Annotated in this window: 17 protein-coding genes; 6 read left to right on the top strand and 11 right to left on the bottom strand. The window is 59.5% G+C overall.

Going from position 1 to position 19653, the window contains the following annotated elements; genetic code table 11:
* Nucleotides 1-9 precede the first annotated feature (9 nt).
* Genes AD930_RS17990 through fumC form a run of 3 tightly spaced genes read right to left on the bottom strand, consistent with a single transcriptional unit; the run spans nt 10 to nt 1859 of the window.
* Nucleotides 10-171: a hypothetical protein gene (locus AD930_RS17990; RefSeq protein ID WP_156102591.1), complete on the bottom strand. Its 162-nt coding sequence runs from the start codon at nt 169-171 to the stop codon at nt 10-12.
* A 14-nt stretch (nt 172-185) separates the two neighbouring features.
* Nucleotides 186-365 (bottom strand): hypothetical protein, encoded by a 180-nt coding sequence (locus tag AD930_RS17985; RefSeq protein WP_156477178.1) that lies wholly within the window; start codon nt 363-365, stop codon nt 186-188.
* Between the two features lie 45 nt (nt 366-410).
* Entirely contained in the window at nt 411-1859 is a 1449-nt protein-coding gene (gene fumC, locus AD930_RS16065) for a class II fumarate hydratase (RefSeq protein ID WP_061507168.1), read from the bottom strand.
* A 300-nt stretch (nt 1860-2159) separates the two neighbouring features.
* Between fumC and AD930_RS16060 the strand changes: the two genes are divergently transcribed.
* Nucleotides 2160-4826: a cation:proton antiporter gene (locus AD930_RS16060; protein WP_061507052.1), complete on the top strand. Its 2667-nt coding sequence runs from the start codon at nt 2160-2162 to the stop codon at nt 4824-4826.
* A 38-nt stretch (nt 4827-4864) separates the two neighbouring features.
* On the opposite strand, the gene AD930_RS16055 is transcribed toward AD930_RS16060, so the two are convergent.
* A complete protein-coding gene (locus tag AD930_RS16055) occupies nt 4865-6286 on the bottom strand; it encodes a coniferyl aldehyde dehydrogenase (RefSeq protein ID WP_061507051.1) in 1422 nt (473 codons plus the stop codon).
* Between the two features lie 99 nt (nt 6287-6385).
* Between AD930_RS16055 and AD930_RS16050 the strand changes: the two genes are divergently transcribed.
* From AD930_RS16050 to AD930_RS16040, 3 genes are read left to right on the top strand one after another with little or no spacing between them, the layout of a single operon-like run.
* Nucleotides 6386-7006 carry a TetR/AcrR family transcriptional regulator gene (locus AD930_RS16050; protein ID WP_061507050.1) on the top strand — a complete coding sequence of 207 codons (621 nt, stop codon included), beginning with the start codon at nt 6386-6388 and terminating at the stop codon, nt 7004-7006.
* A gap of 7 nt (nt 7007-7013) precedes the next feature.
* The gene (gene bla / locus AD930_RS16045; protein ID WP_244150636.1) at nt 7014-7877 is read left to right on the top strand and encodes a class A beta-lactamase; all 864 of its coding nucleotides are present in this window, start codon (nt 7014-7016) and stop codon (nt 7875-7877) included.
* A 19-nt stretch (nt 7878-7896) separates the two neighbouring features.
* Nucleotides 7897-8223, top strand: coding sequence for a hypothetical protein (locus AD930_RS16040; protein ID WP_061507049.1), 327 nt, complete (start codon nt 7897-7899; stop codon nt 8221-8223).
* A gap of 68 nt (nt 8224-8291) precedes the next feature.
* On the opposite strand, the gene AD930_RS16035 is transcribed toward AD930_RS16040, so the two are convergent.
* Nucleotides 8292-8840 (bottom strand): HdeD family acid-resistance protein, encoded by a 549-nt coding sequence (locus AD930_RS16035; protein ID WP_043552389.1) that lies wholly within the window; start codon nt 8838-8840, stop codon nt 8292-8294.
* 358 nt (nt 8841-9198) lie between these two features.
* Between AD930_RS16035 and rpsD the strand changes: the two genes are divergently transcribed.
* Together rpsD and AD930_RS16025 are read left to right on the top strand one after the other, a co-directional pair.
* A complete protein-coding gene (gene rpsD, locus AD930_RS16030) occupies nt 9199-9816 on the top strand; it encodes a 30S ribosomal protein S4 (protein WP_043552390.1) in 618 nt (205 codons plus the stop codon).
* 102 nt (nt 9817-9918) lie between these two features.
* Nucleotides 9919-11466 (top strand): peptide chain release factor 3, encoded by a 1548-nt coding sequence (locus AD930_RS16025; RefSeq protein WP_043552391.1) that lies wholly within the window; start codon nt 9919-9921, stop codon nt 11464-11466.
* A gap of 6 nt (nt 11467-11472) precedes the next feature.
* On the opposite strand, the gene AD930_RS16020 is transcribed toward AD930_RS16025, so the two are convergent.
* The 6 genes from AD930_RS16020 to AD930_RS15995 all read right to left on the bottom strand — a co-directional run bounded on the left by AD930_RS16020 (nt 11473) and on the right by AD930_RS15995 (nt 19623).
* Nucleotides 11473-12738, bottom strand: a complete 1266-nt coding sequence (locus AD930_RS16020) for an MFS transporter (RefSeq protein ID WP_244150635.1) — start codon at nt 12736-12738, stop codon at nt 11473-11475.
* Nucleotides 12675-13409: an NUDIX hydrolase gene (locus AD930_RS16015; RefSeq protein ID WP_244150634.1), complete on the bottom strand. Its 735-nt coding sequence runs from the start codon at nt 13407-13409 to the stop codon at nt 12675-12677. Before AD930_RS16015 ends, AD930_RS16020 begins: the two co-directional genes overlap by 64 nt.
* A 97-nt stretch (nt 13410-13506) precedes the next feature.
* The gene (locus tag AD930_RS16010) at nt 13507-14538 is read right to left on the bottom strand and encodes an isocitrate/isopropylmalate dehydrogenase family protein (RefSeq protein WP_061507048.1); all 1032 of its coding nucleotides are present in this window, start codon (nt 14536-14538) and stop codon (nt 13507-13509) included.
* A 94-nt stretch (nt 14539-14632) separates the two neighbouring features.
* Nucleotides 14633-16411 carry an aminopeptidase P family protein gene (locus AD930_RS16005; RefSeq protein WP_061507047.1) on the bottom strand — a complete coding sequence of 593 codons (1779 nt, stop codon included), beginning with the start codon at nt 16409-16411 and terminating at the stop codon, nt 14633-14635.
* Nucleotides 16412-16489: 78 nt separating this feature from the next.
* Nucleotides 16490-17401, bottom strand: a complete 912-nt coding sequence (locus AD930_RS16000; RefSeq protein WP_061507046.1) for a 50S ribosomal protein L11 methyltransferase — start codon at nt 17399-17401, stop codon at nt 16490-16492.
* Complete coding sequence (locus AD930_RS15995) at nt 17401-19623, bottom strand: ATP-dependent helicase (RefSeq protein WP_061507045.1); 2223 nt, start codon at nt 19621-19623, stop codon at nt 17401-17403. The genes AD930_RS16000 and AD930_RS15995 overlap by 1 nt, the downstream gene beginning before the upstream one ends.
* Between the last annotated feature and the right edge of the window lie 30 nt (nt 19624-19653).

Genomic DNA, 19653 nt, shown 5'->3' with positions numbered 1-19653 from the left:
TGCCCCTCTTTAAGGTTTTTCGGCCGGAGCGTCATTCACCGCGGGCTGATCAGTCTGCCCCGGTGGCTGGTCTATAAGGTGAGAGAAGTTCTTGTAGAGGGAACTTACCAGAAAAATGCCCAGAATCAGCGTGACGATCACAATGCCAAGCCGCACGAGTTTGCCTTCCATAATCCTGCGGTTCCTTAGCGTTGTGTCGTGGGGTTGGTGGGGGGGCGGTACCAGCTCGGCCCGCGTTCCCCGTGGTGTGTTCTGGGGTGGTAATAGTGGTGGTCATGATCATCTGCGCAGGCAGCGAGCCCGAGCAGACTGAACAGAAACACACCCGGCATCATCAACCGTGCAGAAAGAGGAAAACGTTTCATCGGGAAACCATACCGGGATTTGGGGTGGGACGAAAGGGATGTCTGTCAGGCCCCGGCTACGCCGTTGCCCACCATATCCAGCGGGTTAACCAGCTTGTCAAAGGCCTCACCGTCCAGATAGCCTGACTGCACGGCAGCCTCCCGCAGGCTGAGGTTCTGCTCCATGGCCCGATGCGCAATGTCCGCCGCCTTGTCATACCCGATGGCAGGGCTGAGGGCGGTGACGAGCATGACGGAGCCATTCACATACTGAGCAAGACGCGGCTCATTCAGTTCCGTTCCTTCTACAGAGAACACTCTGAAATTCCGGCAGCCATCCGCCAGAATGCGGATGCTGTGCAGGCAGTTGGCCAGAATGACCGGGCGCATCACGTTCAGGTCCAGCTGGCCCTGGCTGGCGGCAAAGCCCACGGTGGCATCATTGCCCAGAACCTGAGAGGCGATCATCACCATGGCCTCACACTGGGTCGGGTTGACCTTGCCGGGCATGATGGAAGAGCCGGGTTCGTTTTCCGGCAGATGCAGTTCTCCAAGCCCGCAGCGGGGGCCGGAGGCCAGCAGGCGCATGTCATTAGCAATTTTCAGGAGGGGGACCGCCAGCCCGCGTAAGCCGGCAGAGGCCCGGACCATGGCGTCCAGCCCGCCCAGAGCCGCGAATTTATTGGGTGCGGTGACAAACGGACGGCCTGTCAGCTCGGCAATTTTGCTGGCAATGGCCTTGCTGAAGCCGGCAGGCGCATTCAGCCCTGTGCCGACTGCGGTGCCCCCGGCGGCAAGCTGGAACAGACCCTCGCGCGCAGTGCGGAGGTTGGCCAGAGCATCTTCCAGCATGCAGGCCCAGCCGGACCATTCCTGCCCGACAGTAAGCGGCACGGCGTCCTGCAGATGGGTGCGGCCAATTTTGACAACATTCATCCACTGCTCGGCTTTGCTCTGGATACTGTCGCTCAGGGCTTCCACCGCGGGGATCAGCCGGTCTTCTATTTCCAGCAGCGTGACGACGTGCATGGCGGTGGGGAAGGAGTCATTGCTCGACTGCCCCATATTAACATCATCATTCGGATGGACCGGTGTTTTGGAGCCGACTTCACCCCCTGCAAGCTGGATGGCGCGATTGGCGATGACTTCATTCAGATTCATGTTGGTCTGGGTGCCGGAGCCTGTCTGCCAGACATAGAGCGGGAAATGCGCGTCCAGTTTGCCGTCACAAATTTCATCCGCCACGCGGGCAATCAGATCAGCCTTCCATTGTGGCATCCGTCCGTCTGCTGCGTTGACCAGAGCCGCGGCTTTTTTGACCACCGCATAGGCATGGCACAGCGGCAGGGGCATGTGGTCCTCCCCAATGGAGAAATGCACGAGGCTGCGCTGCGTCTGTGCCCCCCAGTATTTGTCTGCGGGCACTTTGATTTCGCCCATTGAATCCCGCTCCATGCGGAACCCCGTTGCGGTCAGGCCCACCGGGCAGTCTGTGATTTTGGGTGATGAGGTCATGATACGCATCCCGATTGTTCATGCCGGCCTCATGCCGTGGTGCGGAGGTCTGGCGTCCTTTTCCCAATATGGGGTGTGGCATAGCTGCCGCATGTCAGAATAAAGTCACATTGCAGCGAGGCTCACCCCACGGCAGAGCCATTCTGCAAGGCAGGAAACGCGCCGGGGGCGGTAGGTTTTCGCCAAAAGAGTGTGTTAAAAGACACTCACATTCTGGAACGTCTGCCTTTCTGGTGCCTTATCACCGTGTAACAGGAAGATCTGATTGCAGAATAATCTGGCTGGAGGAGCAAAGAGGGTATGGCGGTAACGGGTTTGGCTGCGGTACTGCTTGCCATTGCGCTTCTTCTTGTCATTGTCAGCACGGTGCAGCCTATTGCCCGCAGGCTGGAACTGTCTGAAACCGTGTTGCTGGCTATTGTCGGCATTATTATCGGCAGTCTGGCGGACCTCGCTCTGCGCACCACGCATACGTCTGCGCTGAACGGCATTGCGGAAACGCTGCTCGACTTCCCCATCAACAGTGAAGCGTTCCTGCTGATCTTCCTGCCTGTGCTGGTCTTTCAGGGCGCGCTGGCTATTGATGTGCGGCGTCTGGCGCATGAGGCCGCGACCGTTCTGTTGCTGGCTGTGGTGGCTGTTGTGGTCTCCACGGGTGCGATCGGGCTGGCGCTTTATCCGTTTGCAGAAATGCCGCTGGTTGTCTGCCTGCTGCTGGGCTCCATTGTGGCGACCACCGACCCGTCCGCTGTGGCCGGGATTTTCCGCGATATCGGGGCCGCAACGCGCCTGACGCGTCTGGTGGAAGGTGAGGCGCTGCTGAATGACGCGGCGGCCATTTCCATCTTCTCCATCCTGCTGCCGTCCGTCACGCTGCACCACGCCATTCATCCCGGCGAGGCGGTGATCTCGTTTGTGATCTCCTTTGTCGGCGCGCTGATTGTGGGTGTGGTCTTCGGGCAACTGACCCTGATGATGATTACGGCCCTCGGTGGCTCGGCAGCGGCGGAAATTACGCTGACCGTGGCACTCCCTTATGTGGCCTATATTGTTTCTGACGAATTTCTGGGCGTGTCCGGCGTGGTTGCCACGGCAGCTGCAGGGCTGACGCTATCGGTCTACGGGCCATCCACGGTCCGACCGCAGACATGGCTCTTCCTCAACCAGCTCTGGCAGCAGCTTGTATTCTGGGCCGGGTCTCTGGTGTTCGTGCTGGCCTCCATGCTGGTGCCGCATCTGCTGGTGGGCATGACGCGCTGGGACTGCGTGCTGATTCTGATTGCCAGTGTTGCAGGGCTGGCGGCCCGTGGGGCAGTGGTGTTTGGTCTGCTGCCTTTTCTCGCCATGACCAAGCTGGCGCCCCCTGTGCCGACACCGTTCAAGGTCACCATGGTCTGGGGCGGTTTGCGCGGGGCCATTACGCTGGCACTGGCGCTGGCGGTGACGGAGAACGAGCGCGTCTCTACGCCTGTGGCCCACTTTATCGGTATTCTCGCAACCGGCTTCGTGCTGATTACGCTGCTGCTGAATGGCACCACGCTGCGCTCTCTGGTGCTGTTCCTCAAGCTCGATAAGCTTTCACCCATTGATGAAGCCATGCGGCATCAGGTGCTGAGCATTGGTCTGGAAAATGTGAAGGACCGGGCAGAAAAGCTGGCCGATGGGCTGGGCTTTTCCACGGATGCGACCGGCACCGTTATTGAGCAGGTGGACCGCAGGGCGCATGAGGAACAGGCCGCCAACTCGTTCGATACCGCGCTGGGGGATACACAGCGCGTGAACCTGGCGCTGATTACCATTGCCAGTCAGGAGCGGTCGGTTCTGCTGGACCTGTTCCGGATTCAGGGCCTGTCTCGTCGGGTGATGGAAACCTTGCTCCGGTCATCCGAAGCCGCGATTGACGGCGCTCGGCTGGAAGGGCGCTTGGGGTATGTGCGCGCCCTGCGTAAGCGGCTGAGCCCGTCTCTGCGCTTTAAGGCCGCGCAGTGGATTCATAAAAACCTGCGCATCGACCGGCCCCTGATGCTGTGCATGGCGGAGCGTTTTGAAATGCTGATGGTGGCGCATTTCGTCTCCATCTCACTCACGCGCTTTATGAGCGAGCGGCTGGAGCCGACGCTGGGCAGCCGTATTGGTGAGGTTGTGGCGGAGGTGCTGCAACGGCAGCGGAAGCTGCTGGATGAGGCACTGGAAACCCTGCGGCTGCATTATCATGGCTATTCGGAGGCGCTGGAAAACCGAATTTTCCGGCAGATTGTCCTGCGGCTGGAAGGGGAGGAGTATGACTCCCTGCTGGCGGAATCTCTGATTAGTGACGAACTGAACCGTGAGTTGCTGAAAGAGCTGGAGCGCCGCCGCCACCGGCTGGACAAGCCGCTGAGCTTTGACCTGCGCAGCGGGATTGAAAGCCGCCTGAAACATGCGGCTGTGTTCCGGGGGCTGCCCAATGCGGAACTGCATGATCTGGCAACAACCACGTCTCTGCGTTTTGTGGCCCCGCAGGAGCTGATCTGCCGCCGTGGACGTAAGATCCGCAATATCTACTTCATCAGCGCGGGGCTGGCGGAATCGCATGTGGCGGAGCGGGATGTGCTCTACGGCGCGGGTGACCTGATTGGCGCGCTTTCCACCATTAATAACGAGCGGTGCCCGGCCAATATCCGTGCTGTGCAGTTTGGGCACTTCATGGTTATCAGCGCGTCTCGCTTTAAGCGGCTGGTGGAAGAATATCCGCTGGTGCTGGAAAATATTGAACGGCTGCGGCGCAAGCGTGAAGAGGGCGAACGGGCCATCAAGCTGGTGCCGGGGGCTCCTCCGACCGAGAAGGGCGTAGAGGGGCCCGGGCTGGCGGCAAAAGCACTGCTGAAGCTGGATAGCAAAATGCCACCGCCGCCGTCTAACGAGCCGCCTAAGAATGAGGCGGAGAATAAATCAGAAGCGTCCTCATCGTCCTCGTCTTCACACTGAGGCAAAAAAGCCAGAGCATCTGAATGCTCTGGCTTTTTTTAATGCAGAATAAATTTCGTGATGAGGTCCGTCAGCTTTCCAAACGGAGGCTTGAGGAGGGTGGCGGCGTTGAACCGCCCCTGCTTGTAAATGCCGCGTGGATGGGTGAGGGCGATGAAGCCTTCCTTGCTGTGGTAGGCGCCCATGCCGCTATCTCCCACGCCACCAAAGGGCAGATCGTCCTGAGCGTAGTGCAGCAATGTCCCGTTGAGCGTGACGTTGCCTGAAACCGTACGCTTCAGCACTTTGTTCCGCTCTGCGCGCTTGCCTCCAAAGTAATACAAGGCCAGAGGCCGGGGGCGGGCGTTGATGAAGGCAATCGCTTCATCAAGGTGGCGATAGGTCAGCACAGGCAGGACGGGGCCGAAAATTTCTTCCTGCATGACTGCCATTTCGGGCGTGACATTCAGCAGGAGAACAGGGGCAAGGAGATGCTTAGCAGGTGCGTCCTGCCCCAGCCGAATGACCTTTGCTCCCTGCGCCTCAGCATCATGGATCAGACCGCTAAGCCGCTCGTAATGATGCGTGTTGAGGATAGCTGTGTAATCAGGTGAGCCGGTATATCCGTTGGGGTGGAGTTTGTGCCCGGCGTCCTGATAGGCTTGTGCAAAACGCTCCTGATCCTGTTCGTGCAGCAGGACATAATCCGGCGCGATGCAGGTTTGCCCGGCATTGGTCAGTTTGCCGAAGGCGATCCGCTCTGCCGTCTGCTGCATGGAAAAACCGGGTTCGATCACCACGGGAGACTTGCCGCCCAGTTCCAGCGTGACCGGCGTCAGGTTGCGGGCGGCGGCGGCAGCCACTTTCTTCCCGACCGCTGTGCTGCCTGTAAACAGGAGGTGGTCGAACGGCAGGGCTGAGAAGGCCGTCCCCACGTCCGCATCTCCCAGAACAACGGAAACCTGCTCCGGTGGAAACACAGCCCGGACGATTTTTGCGATGATGGCCGAGGTGGCGGGCGTGAGTTCCGAGGGTTTGAGCATCGCGCGGTTACCTGCCGCAATGGCCGTGGCCAGCGGGACAAGGGCAAGGGAGACCGGATAATTCCACGGGGCGATAATGCCCACGACGCCGACCGGCTGGCGGATAACCCATGCGCGCCCAAACTGGAAATATGCAGAAACGTGGCGACGTTCCGGCTGCATCCAGTGCCCCACATGTCGGATGAGGTAAGTGATGGACTGCACCAGCGGGATGAGTTCCACAATCGCACTTTCCCGCTCCGAGCGTTGGCCGAAATCTGTGTTCAGGGCACGGGTAATTTCTGTGCGTCGCCTCAGAATTTCCGCTTTCAGACGGCGCAGCGCGGCCCGACGCTGAGCCAGATCGGGTGGTCCGTCCCGCAGGAAGGCGGCGCGCTGGAGGCCGAGAAGGCGGGACAATTCAGAAGAAGGTGTGGGAGCGGGAACAGTGTCGGACATTGCGTCCTCCATGTTTACAGGGAAAACTTTTCTGGGCAGGTTAGGGAGAACAACAAGCTCGCGTCAATAAAGTTTCTCTTGTAAACATAGGCCTCACGAATGAGTGATACCAAGCGCCGATCCTACCACCATGGGGATCTGCATCGCGCCCTGATCGATGCAGCCCTTGCCATGCTGGCCGCCGATCAGAACTGGACTTTTACGCTGCGGGAAGTGGCACGCCGTACCGGTGTGAGCCACGCAGCGCCTTACAAGCATTTTCAGGATAAAGACGCGCTTTTGCGGGAACTGGCCCGGATTGGGTTCGTCCGGCTTGAGCAGGCTATGGTGGCAGCGTTGTCCTCAGGCCCGGTTTCCGCTCGCGGGAAACTTGTTGCTGGTGCTCAGGCCTGTATTGCGTTCGCACAGCATAACCCCGGCCTGTATCGCCTGATGTTCAGTGCCGATGCGGATAAGGCCGCGGACCCACGGCTGCATGAGGCCGCTATGGCGACGTTCGGGGTTCTGTTACGCCTTTTGCAAGAGGGGCAACAGGATGGGAGCTTTCGGCCTGCTGCTCTTACGGCGCTGGCGGCAGCAAGCTGGGCGCAAGTGCATGGTCTGGCTATGCTGGCCATGAACGGTCAGCTTCTTGAAGAAAAGGTTGGGCCAGATCCGGTGCAGGCTGCGCTGGAGGTGCTGCTGGATGGACTGTGTCAGAGCCACCGAAAAGGACACTGAAACTTTCATGCTGTTTCGTCGGAAATTTTTGGCCTGTGCGCCTGTTGTGATGGCGCTTCCTGCCTGTGCGGCCCCTAGAGTAGCCTCTGTCCTGTCTGAGTATGAGGACGCAACCGGAGGGCGTATTGGCGTTTATGCCCGCAATCTGGTGACGGGGCAGGCCCTGACATGGCGGGAGAATGAACGATTTGCCGTGTGCAGCACGTTCAAGGCCTCCCTTGTCGCTTTGGTTCTCCTGCGAGTGGATCAGGGCAAGGAACGGCTTGAGGAAGTGGTGCCGTATACGCAGGCAGATGTTGAAAAAGCTGCCTATGCTCCTGTGGCGCAGGCTCATGTTGAGGCTGGTGGCCTGACAGTCCGAACCCTGTGTCAGGCGGCGCTTGAGCAGAGTGATAATGCCTGCGCCAATCTGTTGCTGGCTCGCGTCGGTGGTCCGGCCATGCTGACGCGCTTCTGGCGGTCTCTGGGGGATGCGCAAACCCGTCTGGATGACTGGGAGCCCGTTCTGAACAGAACCCCACCGGGCGGTTTACGCAATACAACAACGCCCCGCGCTATGGCTGGCACGTTAGAGCATCTGCTGTTTGGGGATACGCTCTCCGTGTCCTCCCGCACGCTTTTGACGGACTGGCTGAAAGGGTGCCGCACCGGAGCCCACCGGCTGCGCGCAGGTTTGCCGGAAGGCTGGGGTGTGGGAGACAAAACCGGCAATAACGGGCGTGACGCGGTCAGCGATATTGCTGTTGCATGGGCGGCTCCCCAAAGGCCGATTATTCTCAGCGTTTACACCCGTGGCGGCCATCCGGTTGAAGAACAGTTCAGGACTGCGTTTGCCGGTATTGGGCGTATGGTCGGGCAGGTTCTGGGGTAGATTGAAACGGAGTGCAGATATGGCCGTAGTCTCTAAATTTGCTGTGGCAGTGCTGCTGATGCTGCCCGCTTTTGCCTATGCACAGGCGGCTGAGGACGGGTTCCCAGAGGCCGGTTCCAAAAATGCTTACAGTTCTCTGGAGGTGCCCACAAAACTGGCCCCGGAGAGTCGGTCCTTGTCCGATTTGCTGACGGATGGATATGTCATCACGACCGCCAGCCATGTGGCAAAAGGGGCGATTTTTACGCTCAGAAAAGACCGGAAAGCTATTTTGTGCGTGCTGACGGCACCGTTTACACACTCTGACCAGAACGTTCCGACGTCCCGGTGCTGGGTACTGAATTAGGAGCTCATAAAAAAGGCGCTCTGCATGAAGCAAAGCGCCTTTTTTGGCCTTCAAGGACCGGTTAGTTCTTACAGCCGGCTGATAGGCGGGCGCACGTCGCTCTGGCGCAGAGCCAGACCGAACTGGAGCCAGCCGATGCCGCTGGTAATCAGTTCAACCCCCACAAAGGTGCCAATCAGCCACAGGCCGGACCAGGGCAGGGTGAAATACAGGGACAGCCCCACGACGAGGCTGATCAGCCCGCCAGCCAGCACAATGCCCCAGCCGGGCAGGCTGCGATACTGGATGGCCATAAGGCTGCGCATCACACCCACCACAATAAAGCAGGCGGCAGCAAACAGGGTGATCATCACCGAGCCGGTGGCGGGTTCTTCAATAATCATGCCGCCTGCTGCGATATAAAGCAGGCCGAACAGCACGGAGAACAGGACGCCACCCCATTCCCGCACGGCAAAAGCATGGGCGACCTGAAAAGCGCCGGCAATAATCAGCAGAATGCCAATAAAAATTGTGCTGGCCAGCGTGACGGAAATGGCATCCACGCAGGCAATAAAGCCCAGCGCAATCAGCACCGCGCCCAGAGCGACAAACATCGCCCATTTTTTAGCGAACGGCATGGTGGTTTTTCCTTATTCTTTAGACGTGTTTCTGAAAATCATGGAACAATCTAAGGCACATAGGGCGGAAATACTATCTGTAAAGGCACGCATTTTGGGCTCTGAGCGGGGTGGCATGCCATTATCTGGTATGAGCAGGCAGGCGGGGATGAGTTGACAGAAAGCCCCGCTTTCCGTAATGGCTGCTCCCATTGCCGGGAATGTGGACAGGACGGCCGATGCAGGTGGACAGATGCTCCCACCTGCCGGTGATACGGACTGCGCCCGCTCTGATCCACGGGGGACGGAGACTACCGGTATCATGATGAGACACAGATAAGACTGTGGCTCACGCAGACAGAGAAGAGAAGAGCGCCCTATGAGCAAGCGCCTCGAGAGCAAATATAAGATTAACCGCCGTCTTGGCGTTAACCTGTGGGGCCGTGCGAAGTCCCCGGTTAACCGTCGTGAATACGGCCCGGGTCAGCATGGTCAGCGCCGTAAAGGCAAGCCGTCTGACTACTCTGTCCAGCTGATGGCAAAGCAGAAGCTGAAGGGTTACTACGGTAACATCAGCGAAAAGCAGTTCCGTCGCTACTATCAGGAAGCCGTGCGTCGTAAGGGCGATACGTCTGAAAACCTGATCAACCTGCTCGAGCGTCGTCTGGATGCGGTTATCTACCGCATGAAATTCGCCATCACGCCGTTCGCTGCGCGTCAGTTCATCAGCCATGGCCACATCACGGTCAACGGCCGCAAGGTGAACATCCCCTCCTATCTGGTGCGGGACGGGGACGTGATCGAAATCCGTGAAAAGTCCAAGCAGCTGGCCATCGTGCTGGATGCCACCCAGACGGGTGAACGCGACGTTCCGGAATACATGGACGTTGATCACCGTCAGATGAAGGGCACGTTCGTCCGTGGTCCGAAGTTCGCTGATGTGCCGTATCCGGTGCAGATGGAACCGAACCTGGTGGTCGAATACTACTCTCGTTAATCGGCGCTTCGGCCCGATTTGTGCTGCGCCGGGTGGAGGGTTTTTCTCTCCATCCGGCGTTTGCCGTTTTACCCCGTATCTTTTCCAGCCGGATTGTCTGTCATGTCTGAAACGCTCGCACCTGACCTCAGCACGGAAATTGCCCGCCGCCGTACGTTTGCGATCATCTCGCACCCGGATGCTGGTAAAACCACGCTGACGGAACGCATTCTGCGGGCAGGTGGCGCTATTCAGCTGGCGGGGAACGTGCGGGCCAAGGGTGAGCGGCGGCGCACCCGGTCTGACTGGATGTCCATTGAGCGTGACCGTGGGATTTCCGTTGTCAGCTCCGTGATGACCTTTGAATATGGCGGGTGCATTTTCAACCTGCTGGACACACCGGGCCATGAAGACTTCTCGGAAGATACCTACCGCACGCTGACGGCTGTGGACTCTGCCGTGATGGTGATTGACGCCGCCAAAGGTATTGAGGACCGGACGCGCAAGCTGTTCGAAATCTGCCGTCTGCGCGATATTCCGATTGTCACCTTCATCAACAAGATGGACCGTGAGGCGCAGGACCCGTTTGCGCTGCTGGATGAAATTGCGTCCGCTCTTGCGCTGGATACGGCACCCGCCACATGGCCGATTGGCCGCGCTGCCGGGTTTGTTGGCACGTATGACCTGCGCACCAAAGAAGTGCATACGCAGGAAACGCTGGCTCAGTCCGACCCGCGCATGGTGCAGCTTTCAGAAGAGCTGGAACTGGCAGAAGCGGCTCTGCCTGAGTTTGACCGGGAGTCCTTTGACGCCGGGCATCTGACGCCGGTTTTCTTCGGGAGCGCCATGAAGGAAATTGGCGTGACGGACCTTTTGAACGCGCTGGTCGCGTTCGGGCCGTCCCCGCGGGATCAGGTTGCCGAAAGCCGCACGGTCAAGGCTGATGAAGAAGGCATGACCGCGCTTGTCTTTAAAATTCAGGCCAATATGGACCCCAACCATCGGGATCGTATTGCCTTTGCCCGGATTTGTTCTGGCAAGCTGACGCGCGGCATGCGGCTGCGCCATAGCCGCACGGGTAAGAATTTTGCCGTGCATACCCCGCAGTTCTTTTTTGCGCGGGACCGCCAGTTGGCGGAAGAAGCCTTTGCGGGCGATGTGGTGGGGATTCCCAACCACGGCACGCTGCGTATTGGCGATACGCTGACGGAGAGTGAAGACCTGAAATTTACCGGTGTGCCGCATTTTGCCCCGGAAATTCTGCGTCGTGTCCGGCTGGATGACGCCATGAAGGCGAAGAAGCTGAAGCAGGCGCTCACCCAGCTGGCGGAAGAAGGCGTGGTGCAGCTCTTCAAACCGCAGGATGGCGCGCAGCCGATTGTGGGGGTGGTCGGCACACTTCAGCTTGACGTGCTTCAGGCACGGTTGAAGGCGGAATATGGTGTGGCGATTGGGTTTGATGGCATTCCATTTTCTCTGGCCCGCTGGGTGACTGGCCCGCGTGAGAAAATTGAAGCCTTTGCCATGGCAAACCGCTCTTCCATGGCGGATGATCTGGATGATGATCCGGTGTTCCTGGCCACATCAGCCTTTATGATGCGCCGCACGCAGGAACAAAACCCGGATATCACCTTCCATGATATCAAGCAGATCGGGATTGAAATTAAATAATCCTGCCTAGCGCCGCTTTTCCGTCAGGCAGACGGCAAAAGCGAGCGCGGGCAAAGCTGCCCCCAGAGCAGAGGCCAGTGGCCAGCCGCCGTAGGCGTAAGCCCAGCTGCCAAGGGCTGAGCCAGCAGCGCCGCCCATGAAGAAAATCGCCATATAAAGCCCGTTCAGGCGGGCGCGGTTTTCTGCGGGCAGCACAAACAGGGCGCGTTGCCCCAGCACCAGATTGGCGGTGACGCCAAAATCAATCACAATCCCCGCCAGTGCCAGCACGACGATAAAAACAGACTGCGGCATGACAGCACTTGTCAGAAAGGCGAGGGAAACCAGCGCCATGGCGGCGAGGGTAGCAGGCCATGTCCAGCCTCTATCGGCAATGCGTCCGGCAATAGGGGCTGCAATCGCTCCCGCAACACCCACAAAAGCAAATAATGCAATCTGTCCCTGAGAAAACAGGAACGGGGGAGCCGCCAGAAGCAGGGGCGTTACTGTCCAGAACAGACTAAAAGCCCCAAACAGGCAGGCATGATAAAACGCCCGTCGTTGCAAAACTCTTGTGGTGAACAGCAGTGTGCCCATGGAGCGGAGCAGGGTGCCATACGGCGTGTGAGTCGTGGGTTTGTGCTCAGGCAAAATGCGCTGGAGTAGGATGGACAGCACCAGCATGATCCCGGCAGAGATCAGGAAAATGGTGTGCCAGGACGAAAATTCCGTCACAAAACTGGAGACGGGGCGGGCTAGCATAATGCCCAGCATCAGGCCGCTCATCACATTGCCGACCACCCGCCCGCGTATGGCTTCCGGGGCCAGACTGGCGGCAAACGGCACCAGAATTTGTACTGCGACGGACAAAATGCCAACTAGCCCGATGGCAAGCAGGAAGGGTAGTGGGTGGTGTGAAAAGGGTAAGGCCAGCAGTGCGAGCATGACCAGCCGCGTCATCCACACAATCAGGCTGCGGTTTTCCAGCAAATCGGCCAGCGGGACAATCAGCAGCAGGCCGAGGCAGTAGCCAATCTGCGTGATGGTGACGATCAGGCCGGACTGGCTTTCCGGCATGCCAAGTGTTGCGCTGATAGGCCCGGCCAGAGGCTGCGCATAATAGAGATTAGCAACAATCAGCCCGCACGCCGCCGCAATGACTCGGATCAGGTTTGGGCTGGGGCCAGCCTGTTCTGTGCTGTTTGGGGGCTTAGGGGCAGGCTGAGTTGTCATGAGCGGGCGGCTGCCAGCAGCGCGCGGGAGGTCGGGAGCAGGTCCGGTCGGATCAGCCATGCGTCAATCTCCGCATGGGGCACCAGAGCGAGCTGGTCATATTCCTGATTGGCCCCGTTTTTCCAGTGCGTCTCGACCGTGTTGAAAGACAGTGAGGTGCGCATGGGGATGCCGATATCCAGAATACGGGTGCCCGGATGGCGGGCGATGAGTTGCGGTGCGCCGATGGTGAGGGCTTCAGCTTTCAGGCCGAGTTCTTCCTCAGCTTCCGCCAGAAGCTGTTCGTCCAGATGGACGGCTGTGCTTTCCCCGCGTCGTTCAATGCTGCCTGCTGGCGGACTTTGCCAGAAATTGCCCTGATATAATGAAGATGGGTTGCGTCGGCCCAGAACATAGCCTTCCGGCGTTTCCAGCAGGCCAATGACGGCGAGTGGTTGCAGCCGGAGTTGGGTGAACAAAGCCGGGTTTTTCATTTGTGCGAGAACCGAGCGATAGTCCGTCCAGTGGCCGGAAATTTCGGTGCAGGTTACGCGGTCTGCTGAGAAAACGCAGCCGTTAAAAAGAGCGGGGGTTTTCTGGCAGGCTTCAGCCCAGATGCGCGTAATTTCGGTCTCTGTTTCCGCCGTATGCCGGGGCACATGCGGGGTGACCGTAATGGTGCAGGAGGGGGAAAGCCGCAGGATGGGCCATTGACCGGGAAAGCTGGGTATCATGCGGGTGATGATACGCATGACAGCGAAACACGTGTCAAAAAACTGTCGTGAACACTTAAAAATGCTCAGAAAAAACGGGAGGCGGACAAAGCCGCGCTCCCGTTTTTCAGGGTGATCAGACGAGCTGCTGTTTGAGAGCGGCTGTGAGATCTTTCGTCGTAGCATTACCGCCCAGATCCTTCGTGCGGACGGGGCCTTCCGTAATGACCTTCTTGATGGCGTGGTCAATTCGGTCTGCCAGATCCTGACGGCCCACATGCTGGAGCATCATGACGGCAGCCAGCAGCAGGGCCAGCGGGTTGGCAATGCCCTGTCCGGCAATGTCAGGCGCAGAGCCATGCACAGCTTCAAACACCGCTGCTTTTTCACCAATGTTTGCACCCGGAGCCATGCCCAGACCGCCAACAAGGCCCGCCGTCAGATCGGACAGGATGTCACCAAACAGGTTGGTGGTGACAATCACGTCGAACTGCCAGGGGTTGAGGACCAGTTGCATGGCGCAGGCATCCACAATCCGCTCGTTAAAGGCGATGCGGCCTTTATATTCCTCAGCAACCTTGCGGCCTTCTTCAAGGAACAGGCCGGTCAGCAGTTTGAGGATGTTGGCTTTGTGGACGAGGGTTACCGTCTTGCGGTTGTTTTTGAGCGCATACTCAAAAGCAAATTTCACAATGCGGCGGCACTCAACACGGGAGTTGAAGCCGGTGCTCAGGGCAATGCCCTTCGGGTCGTCACCAACCGGAACGTAATGTTCCATGGCGGCGTAGTAGCCTTCAAGATTTTCACGGAACAGGACCAGATCAATCTTGTCGAACTTGCCACCGGGAACAATCGTCTTGGTGGGGCGCAGGTTGGCAAACAGCCCGAATTCCTGACGCAGTGTGACGTTGATGGATTTGAAGCCACCACCCACCGGTGTGGTCAGCGGGCCTTTCAGAGCAAGGCCGGTGCGGCGGATGCTCTCGATGGTCTGTTTGGGCAGCGGGTCATTGACCGCATCCACCCCGGCCATGCCGGCAAGCTGGCGGTCCCACACAAACGGGGCACCGACGGCGTCAAGAAGTTCGGTAACCGATTCAACAATCTCAGGGCCGATCCCATCACCGGCGATAAGAGTAGCGGGGATGGTTTTGCTGTCTGTCGTCATTCTGGAAGCTCCCTTCACTTCGCAGCTTTTCTGCTCTTCTTCGGTCCGGCAGGCGATTCCCAATTGCGTGACCAGTTGCGAATAACCCGTTCTCTCACGCCCTGTTGAGTGGGGCGCAAGCCGTTTTCAGCCAGTTTTTGGCCTCATCTGGCATGTGAGGGCCAATCTGGTCCATGATTTGCGCATGGTAGGCATCCAGAATCTGGCAGTCTTCTTCCCCTAAAAGCGCTGTGTCGATCAGGCGGCGGTCAAACGGCGCGAGGGTCAGTGTCTCAAACGCGTAGCCGGGGCGGTTCTCACCAGCTTTCTCACGCACCAGAACCAGTGTTTCCAGACGGATGCCGTAGGCACCCGGCTCGTAATAGCCGGGCTCATTGGAGAGAATCATGCCCTCCTGCAGCGTGATGGCGGAGGGATTTTTGGAAATCCGCGCCGGGCCTTCATGCACGGAGAGGAAGCTGCCCACGCCGTGGCCTGTCCCGTGGTCATAATCCAGACCGGCCTGCCACAGGTCATACCGCGCCAGTGCATCCAGCGCGTGGCCTGTGGTGCCTGCGGGGAAGCGGGCGCGGCCAAGGCGCAGATTGCCCCGCAGCACGCGGGTAAAGGTTTCCTTCAGGCGGGCAGGAGGCGCGTCCGGGCCGGTCCAGACCGTGCGGGTGACGTCCGTCGTGCCTTCCGGATACTGGCCGCCGCTATCAATCAGATAGACTTCATTCGCGTTCAGGGGGCGGTCGCTCTCCGGGGTGACGCGGTAATGGATGACGGCGCCGTTCGGCCCCGCGCCGGAAATGGCGGGGAAGGACTCGCCCCGATAGTCCGCACCCTCTGCGCGGAAGGCATCCAGTTTGGTGGCGGCTTTAAGCTCCGTGGTGCCGCGGGCCTCTTCCGTATCCAGCCAGTGCAGGAAGCGGCACAGAGCGACGCCGTCTTTCAGATGCGCTTTGCGGGTGCCTGCCTGTTCCGTCGTGTTTTTGCGGGCTTTGGGCAGCACACACGGGTCCGGGCTTTCCTGCATGGTGGCCCCGTGGCGCGTCAGCGTTTCAGCAAACCAGACGGCATTGCTGGCTGGGTCTACGCCCACGGTTTTGCCGCTGAGGGTGGCCAGAACGCTTTCCAGAGCCTCGGGCTCGTGCACGCGCACGTCTGCCCCCAGCCAGTCCCGCACGTCTGCGGGGAGCTTGCTGCCCTGTAGGAACAGATCGACCGAGGTATCGGCGTGCAGCACGGCGAAGGCCAGAACAACCGGGGTGCAGGGGATATCCGTGCCGCGAATATTCAGCAGCCATGCAATAGAGGCCGAATCGCTCAGCACAGCGGCGGCCTGCCCGGCTTCTGCCAAAGCCTTGCCCAGACGGGTGCGTTTATCCTGAGAGGACTCGCCTGCATAAACCAGCGGGTGGATGGTGGCCGGTGCTGCGGGGAAGGCCGGGCGATCGGTCCACAGCACATCTGTCAGATTGCCGTTGGTGGGAACCAGCGTGATGCCGGAAAGCGTTGTAAAGGGCCGTAGTTCCGCGCTGCTCATAATGCGGGCGTCATACCCGATGCGGGCATTTTTCGGGGCTTTCTGGGCCAGCCATGCGGGGGGCGGCGTCTGGTAGATATGCTGGCGTTCCCAGCAGGAGCCATCTACCTGCTGGTCCATCTGGGTGATGTAGCGGCCATCCGAGAACACGGCGGCGGAGTCTGCCAGCACGAGTGCCATCCCTGCGCTACCGCTAAAGCCAGTTAGCCATTCCAGACGTTCCGCGCAGGCGGGCGTGTATTCCCCAAGAAATTCGTCGCTATGGGGGATAATTAGCCCATCAAGTTCATTTTGTTTCAGGAGGGTGCGCAGGGCAGCGAGGCGGGAGGCGGAAGCGGACGGCATGACAGACCTCAAAATGATGTCTCAAAAGAACGGGCGAAATAAAAAAGCCTGCATGGGAGGGCCATGCAGGCGCGTTTTTCAGGCCTTGGGGCCGTAGGGGCGACGCAGGACCAGAGTGGCCCAGTCACCCTCTGTAAAGGTGTGTTCCAGCACCAGCCCAAGCCTGCGATGCGCGGCCAGAACCATGCGGATCTGGGTGCGGAGCAGGCCAGCTAGAATGACCGTGCCGCCGGGGGCCAGATTATGGGCCAGATCCTTGGCCATCAGACACAACGGGCGGGCCAGAATATTGGCAAACACCAGATCATACGGGGCATTGTGGCGGATTTCCGGGGTTTGCCAGCCATTACCCAGACGGCAGGTGAGCGCGCGGCCCAGCCCGTTGCGTTCGGCATTCTGTGCCGCCACGCGGACGGACCAGGGCTCAATATCAACCGCCAGAACCTTTTTGTGCAGCAGGGCCGCTGCCGCCATCGCCAGAATGCCGGAGCCGCAGCCCAGGTCCAGAATTTTGCGGGGCTTGCGGTAGGCAATGCGCTCCAGAGCACGCAGGCAGCCGCGGGTGGAGCCATGCTCGCCAGAGCCAAAGGCCACACCGGCATCAAGCGTCAGGGCAATGCGGGTCGGGTGCTTTACGTCCGGCAGATGGGTGCCACGGATGACAAAGCGCTGCCCGACATCCTGCTCGGGGAAGGATTCATAGGTGCGGGCCAGCCAGCCTTCGGCCTCTGTGGCGGCGCGTTCCAGCGTGGCGTCCACGCCGCTGGTTAACTGGGCCAGAACGAGGGCTACGGCCAGTTCATCTTCCCGATGTCCGGCGTCTTTCACGCCTTCCACGCGCCAGAGCGTGCCTTCCGGGTTGGCTTCAAAAATACCAACCGTGGTGCAGACGCTGCCGATGGCGTTTTCATAAGCTTCGACAGCAGGTTCCGGAACGGTGACCGCAACCGTTTCCAGAGCGGTGGCGTGACGACGGGGAGCAACGGCCATTAAAGTTTCTCTAAAAAGGAGGAGAGGAGATGTTTGATGCCGACGCCTTCAAACGCGACATCAACATGGTGGTGATCGGCTGAGACAATAATGCCTTCCCCAAAGCGCGGGTGGCGAACATGCTCGCCCAGCTGGAAGGTGGGCGTGTTTCCTGCCAGCGGGTCGCGCCGTCTGCGGGCGATGAGCGGTGCGCCGCCTGCAAAGACGGAGTCTGTGGCGCGCAGGCCGCGGAGGTTGGCGTCGCGTTCGCCGTGCCGGATGACATGCTCATCCGGCAGTTCATCCAGAAAGCGGCTGGGCATGGAATCCTGCCAGTTGGCATAGATCCGTCGCCGGGCTGCGTGGAAGATCATGGCGTGTTTGCGCGCACGGGTAATGCCTACATAGGCAAGCCTACGCTCTTCCTCCAGCCCGGAATTCCCGCCTTCATCCAGCGTGCGCTGGGAGGGGAAGACGCCTTCTTCCCAGCCGGGCAGGAAGACGACATCAAACTCCAGCCCTTTGGCCCCGTGCAGGGTCATGAGGGAGATACGAGCTTCTCCGGCATTTTCGTCATGCTCCATGACGAGTGCCACATGTTCCAGAAACTCGCCCAGCGTGCCGAAGTCAGCCAGAGCGCGGACCAGTTCCTTCAGGTTTTCAAGCCGTCCGGGGGCTTCGGGCGAATTATCGGCCTGCCACATGGCCAGATAGCCGCTTTCTTCCAGCAGATGCTCCACGGCCACCACATGGCCTTCACGCGCCAGAATGTCGCGCGTGGTGTCCAGTGCGGTCATCAGGGCGCGCACCTGATCGCCCACTTTCCCTTTCAGGATTTTTTCGGCCAGCAGGATCTGGGTGGCGGCGGTCAGCGGAACCTGATGACTGCGGGCTGCGGCGTGTAGTTTTTGCACACCCGCAGGCCCCATGCCGCGTTTGGGGGTGTTGAGAATACGCTCAAACGCCAGATCATCCGAAGGCTGGTTGAGCACGCGCATATAGGCCAGCGCATCGCGGATTTCAGCGCGTTCATAGAACCGCACCCCGCCGACAATGCGGTAAGGCACGCCGCTTTGGACCAGCTTTTCTTCAAACGCGCGTGTCTGGAACCCAGCCCGGACGAGGATGGCCATTTCCCCCAAGGAATGCCCGTCACGCTGCATTTTCTCGACCATGCCGCAGACATCGCGGGCTTCATGGTCGGAATCGCCAACGCCGATCACCAGCACCTTCTCGCCGTCAGAATCCTCGCGGCCAGAACGCAGGGTTTTGCCTAGTCGTTCATCATTATGGGCAATCAAACCGGCAGCAGCGCCCAGAATATGGCGGGTAGAGCGGTAGTTGCGTTCCAGCCGGACAATCTGCGCGCCGGGGAAATCCTTTTCAAACCGCAGAATGTTGCCCACCTGCGCGCCACGCCAGGAGTAGATCGACTGATCATCATCCCCCACGCAGCAGATGTTGGACGGCTCACCGGGGCGCAGGGCCAGCAGACGCAGCCAGAGATACTGGACGGTGTTGGTGTCCTGATACTCATCCACCAGAATGTAGCGGAACAGACGATGATACTGCGCCAGCACATCGGGCCGGGTGCGCAGAATTTCCGTGACATGGAGCATCAGGTCTCCAAAGTCACAGGCGTTCAGCTGGATCAGCCGTTCCTGATAGGCTTTGTAGATGGCGCGGCAATGGCCATCCGCAAAGTCGGAATCTTCCGAATCTGTCACGCGCTCAGGCGTCAGCCCACGATCTTTCCAGCGCTGGATCACGCCCAGAATGCCGGGGGCGGGCCAGCGTTTGGTATCAATCTGCCAGGGCACAATAATTTGCTTGAGCAGGCGGAGCTGGTCGTCCGTATCCAGAATAGTGAAGCTGCTGGTCAGCCCCACATAGTCGGCATGGCGACGCAGCATGCGGGCGCACAGGGCATGAAAGGTGCCGAGCCATAACCCTTCCGCCGGGCTGCCGAGCAGGAAAGAGACGCGCTCGCGCATCTCCTTGGCAGCCTTGTTGGTAAAGGTAACAGCCAGAATCTGCCAGGGTTTGGCGCGGTCTGTCAGCAGAATATGGGCAAAGCGTGTGGTCAGAACCCGTGTTTTGCCTGTGCCGGCACCCGCCAGAACCAGCAGGGGGCCGTCCGTGGTTTCAATCGCGGCGCGTTGTTCGGGGTTCAGACGTGCGAGATAGGACTCGCCTTGGTCCGAGGATGATGAAAAAAGCGCGGAGGAAGGGTTTTCGGACATATTCACTTTACCCTTATATCGTCTTGAAAG

Source organism: Acetobacter malorum (assembly GCF_001580615.1).
GTDB lineage: Bacteria > Pseudomonadota > Alphaproteobacteria > Acetobacterales > Acetobacteraceae > Acetobacter > Acetobacter malorum.
This window is presented reverse-complemented; position numbering and strand designations above follow the sequence as displayed.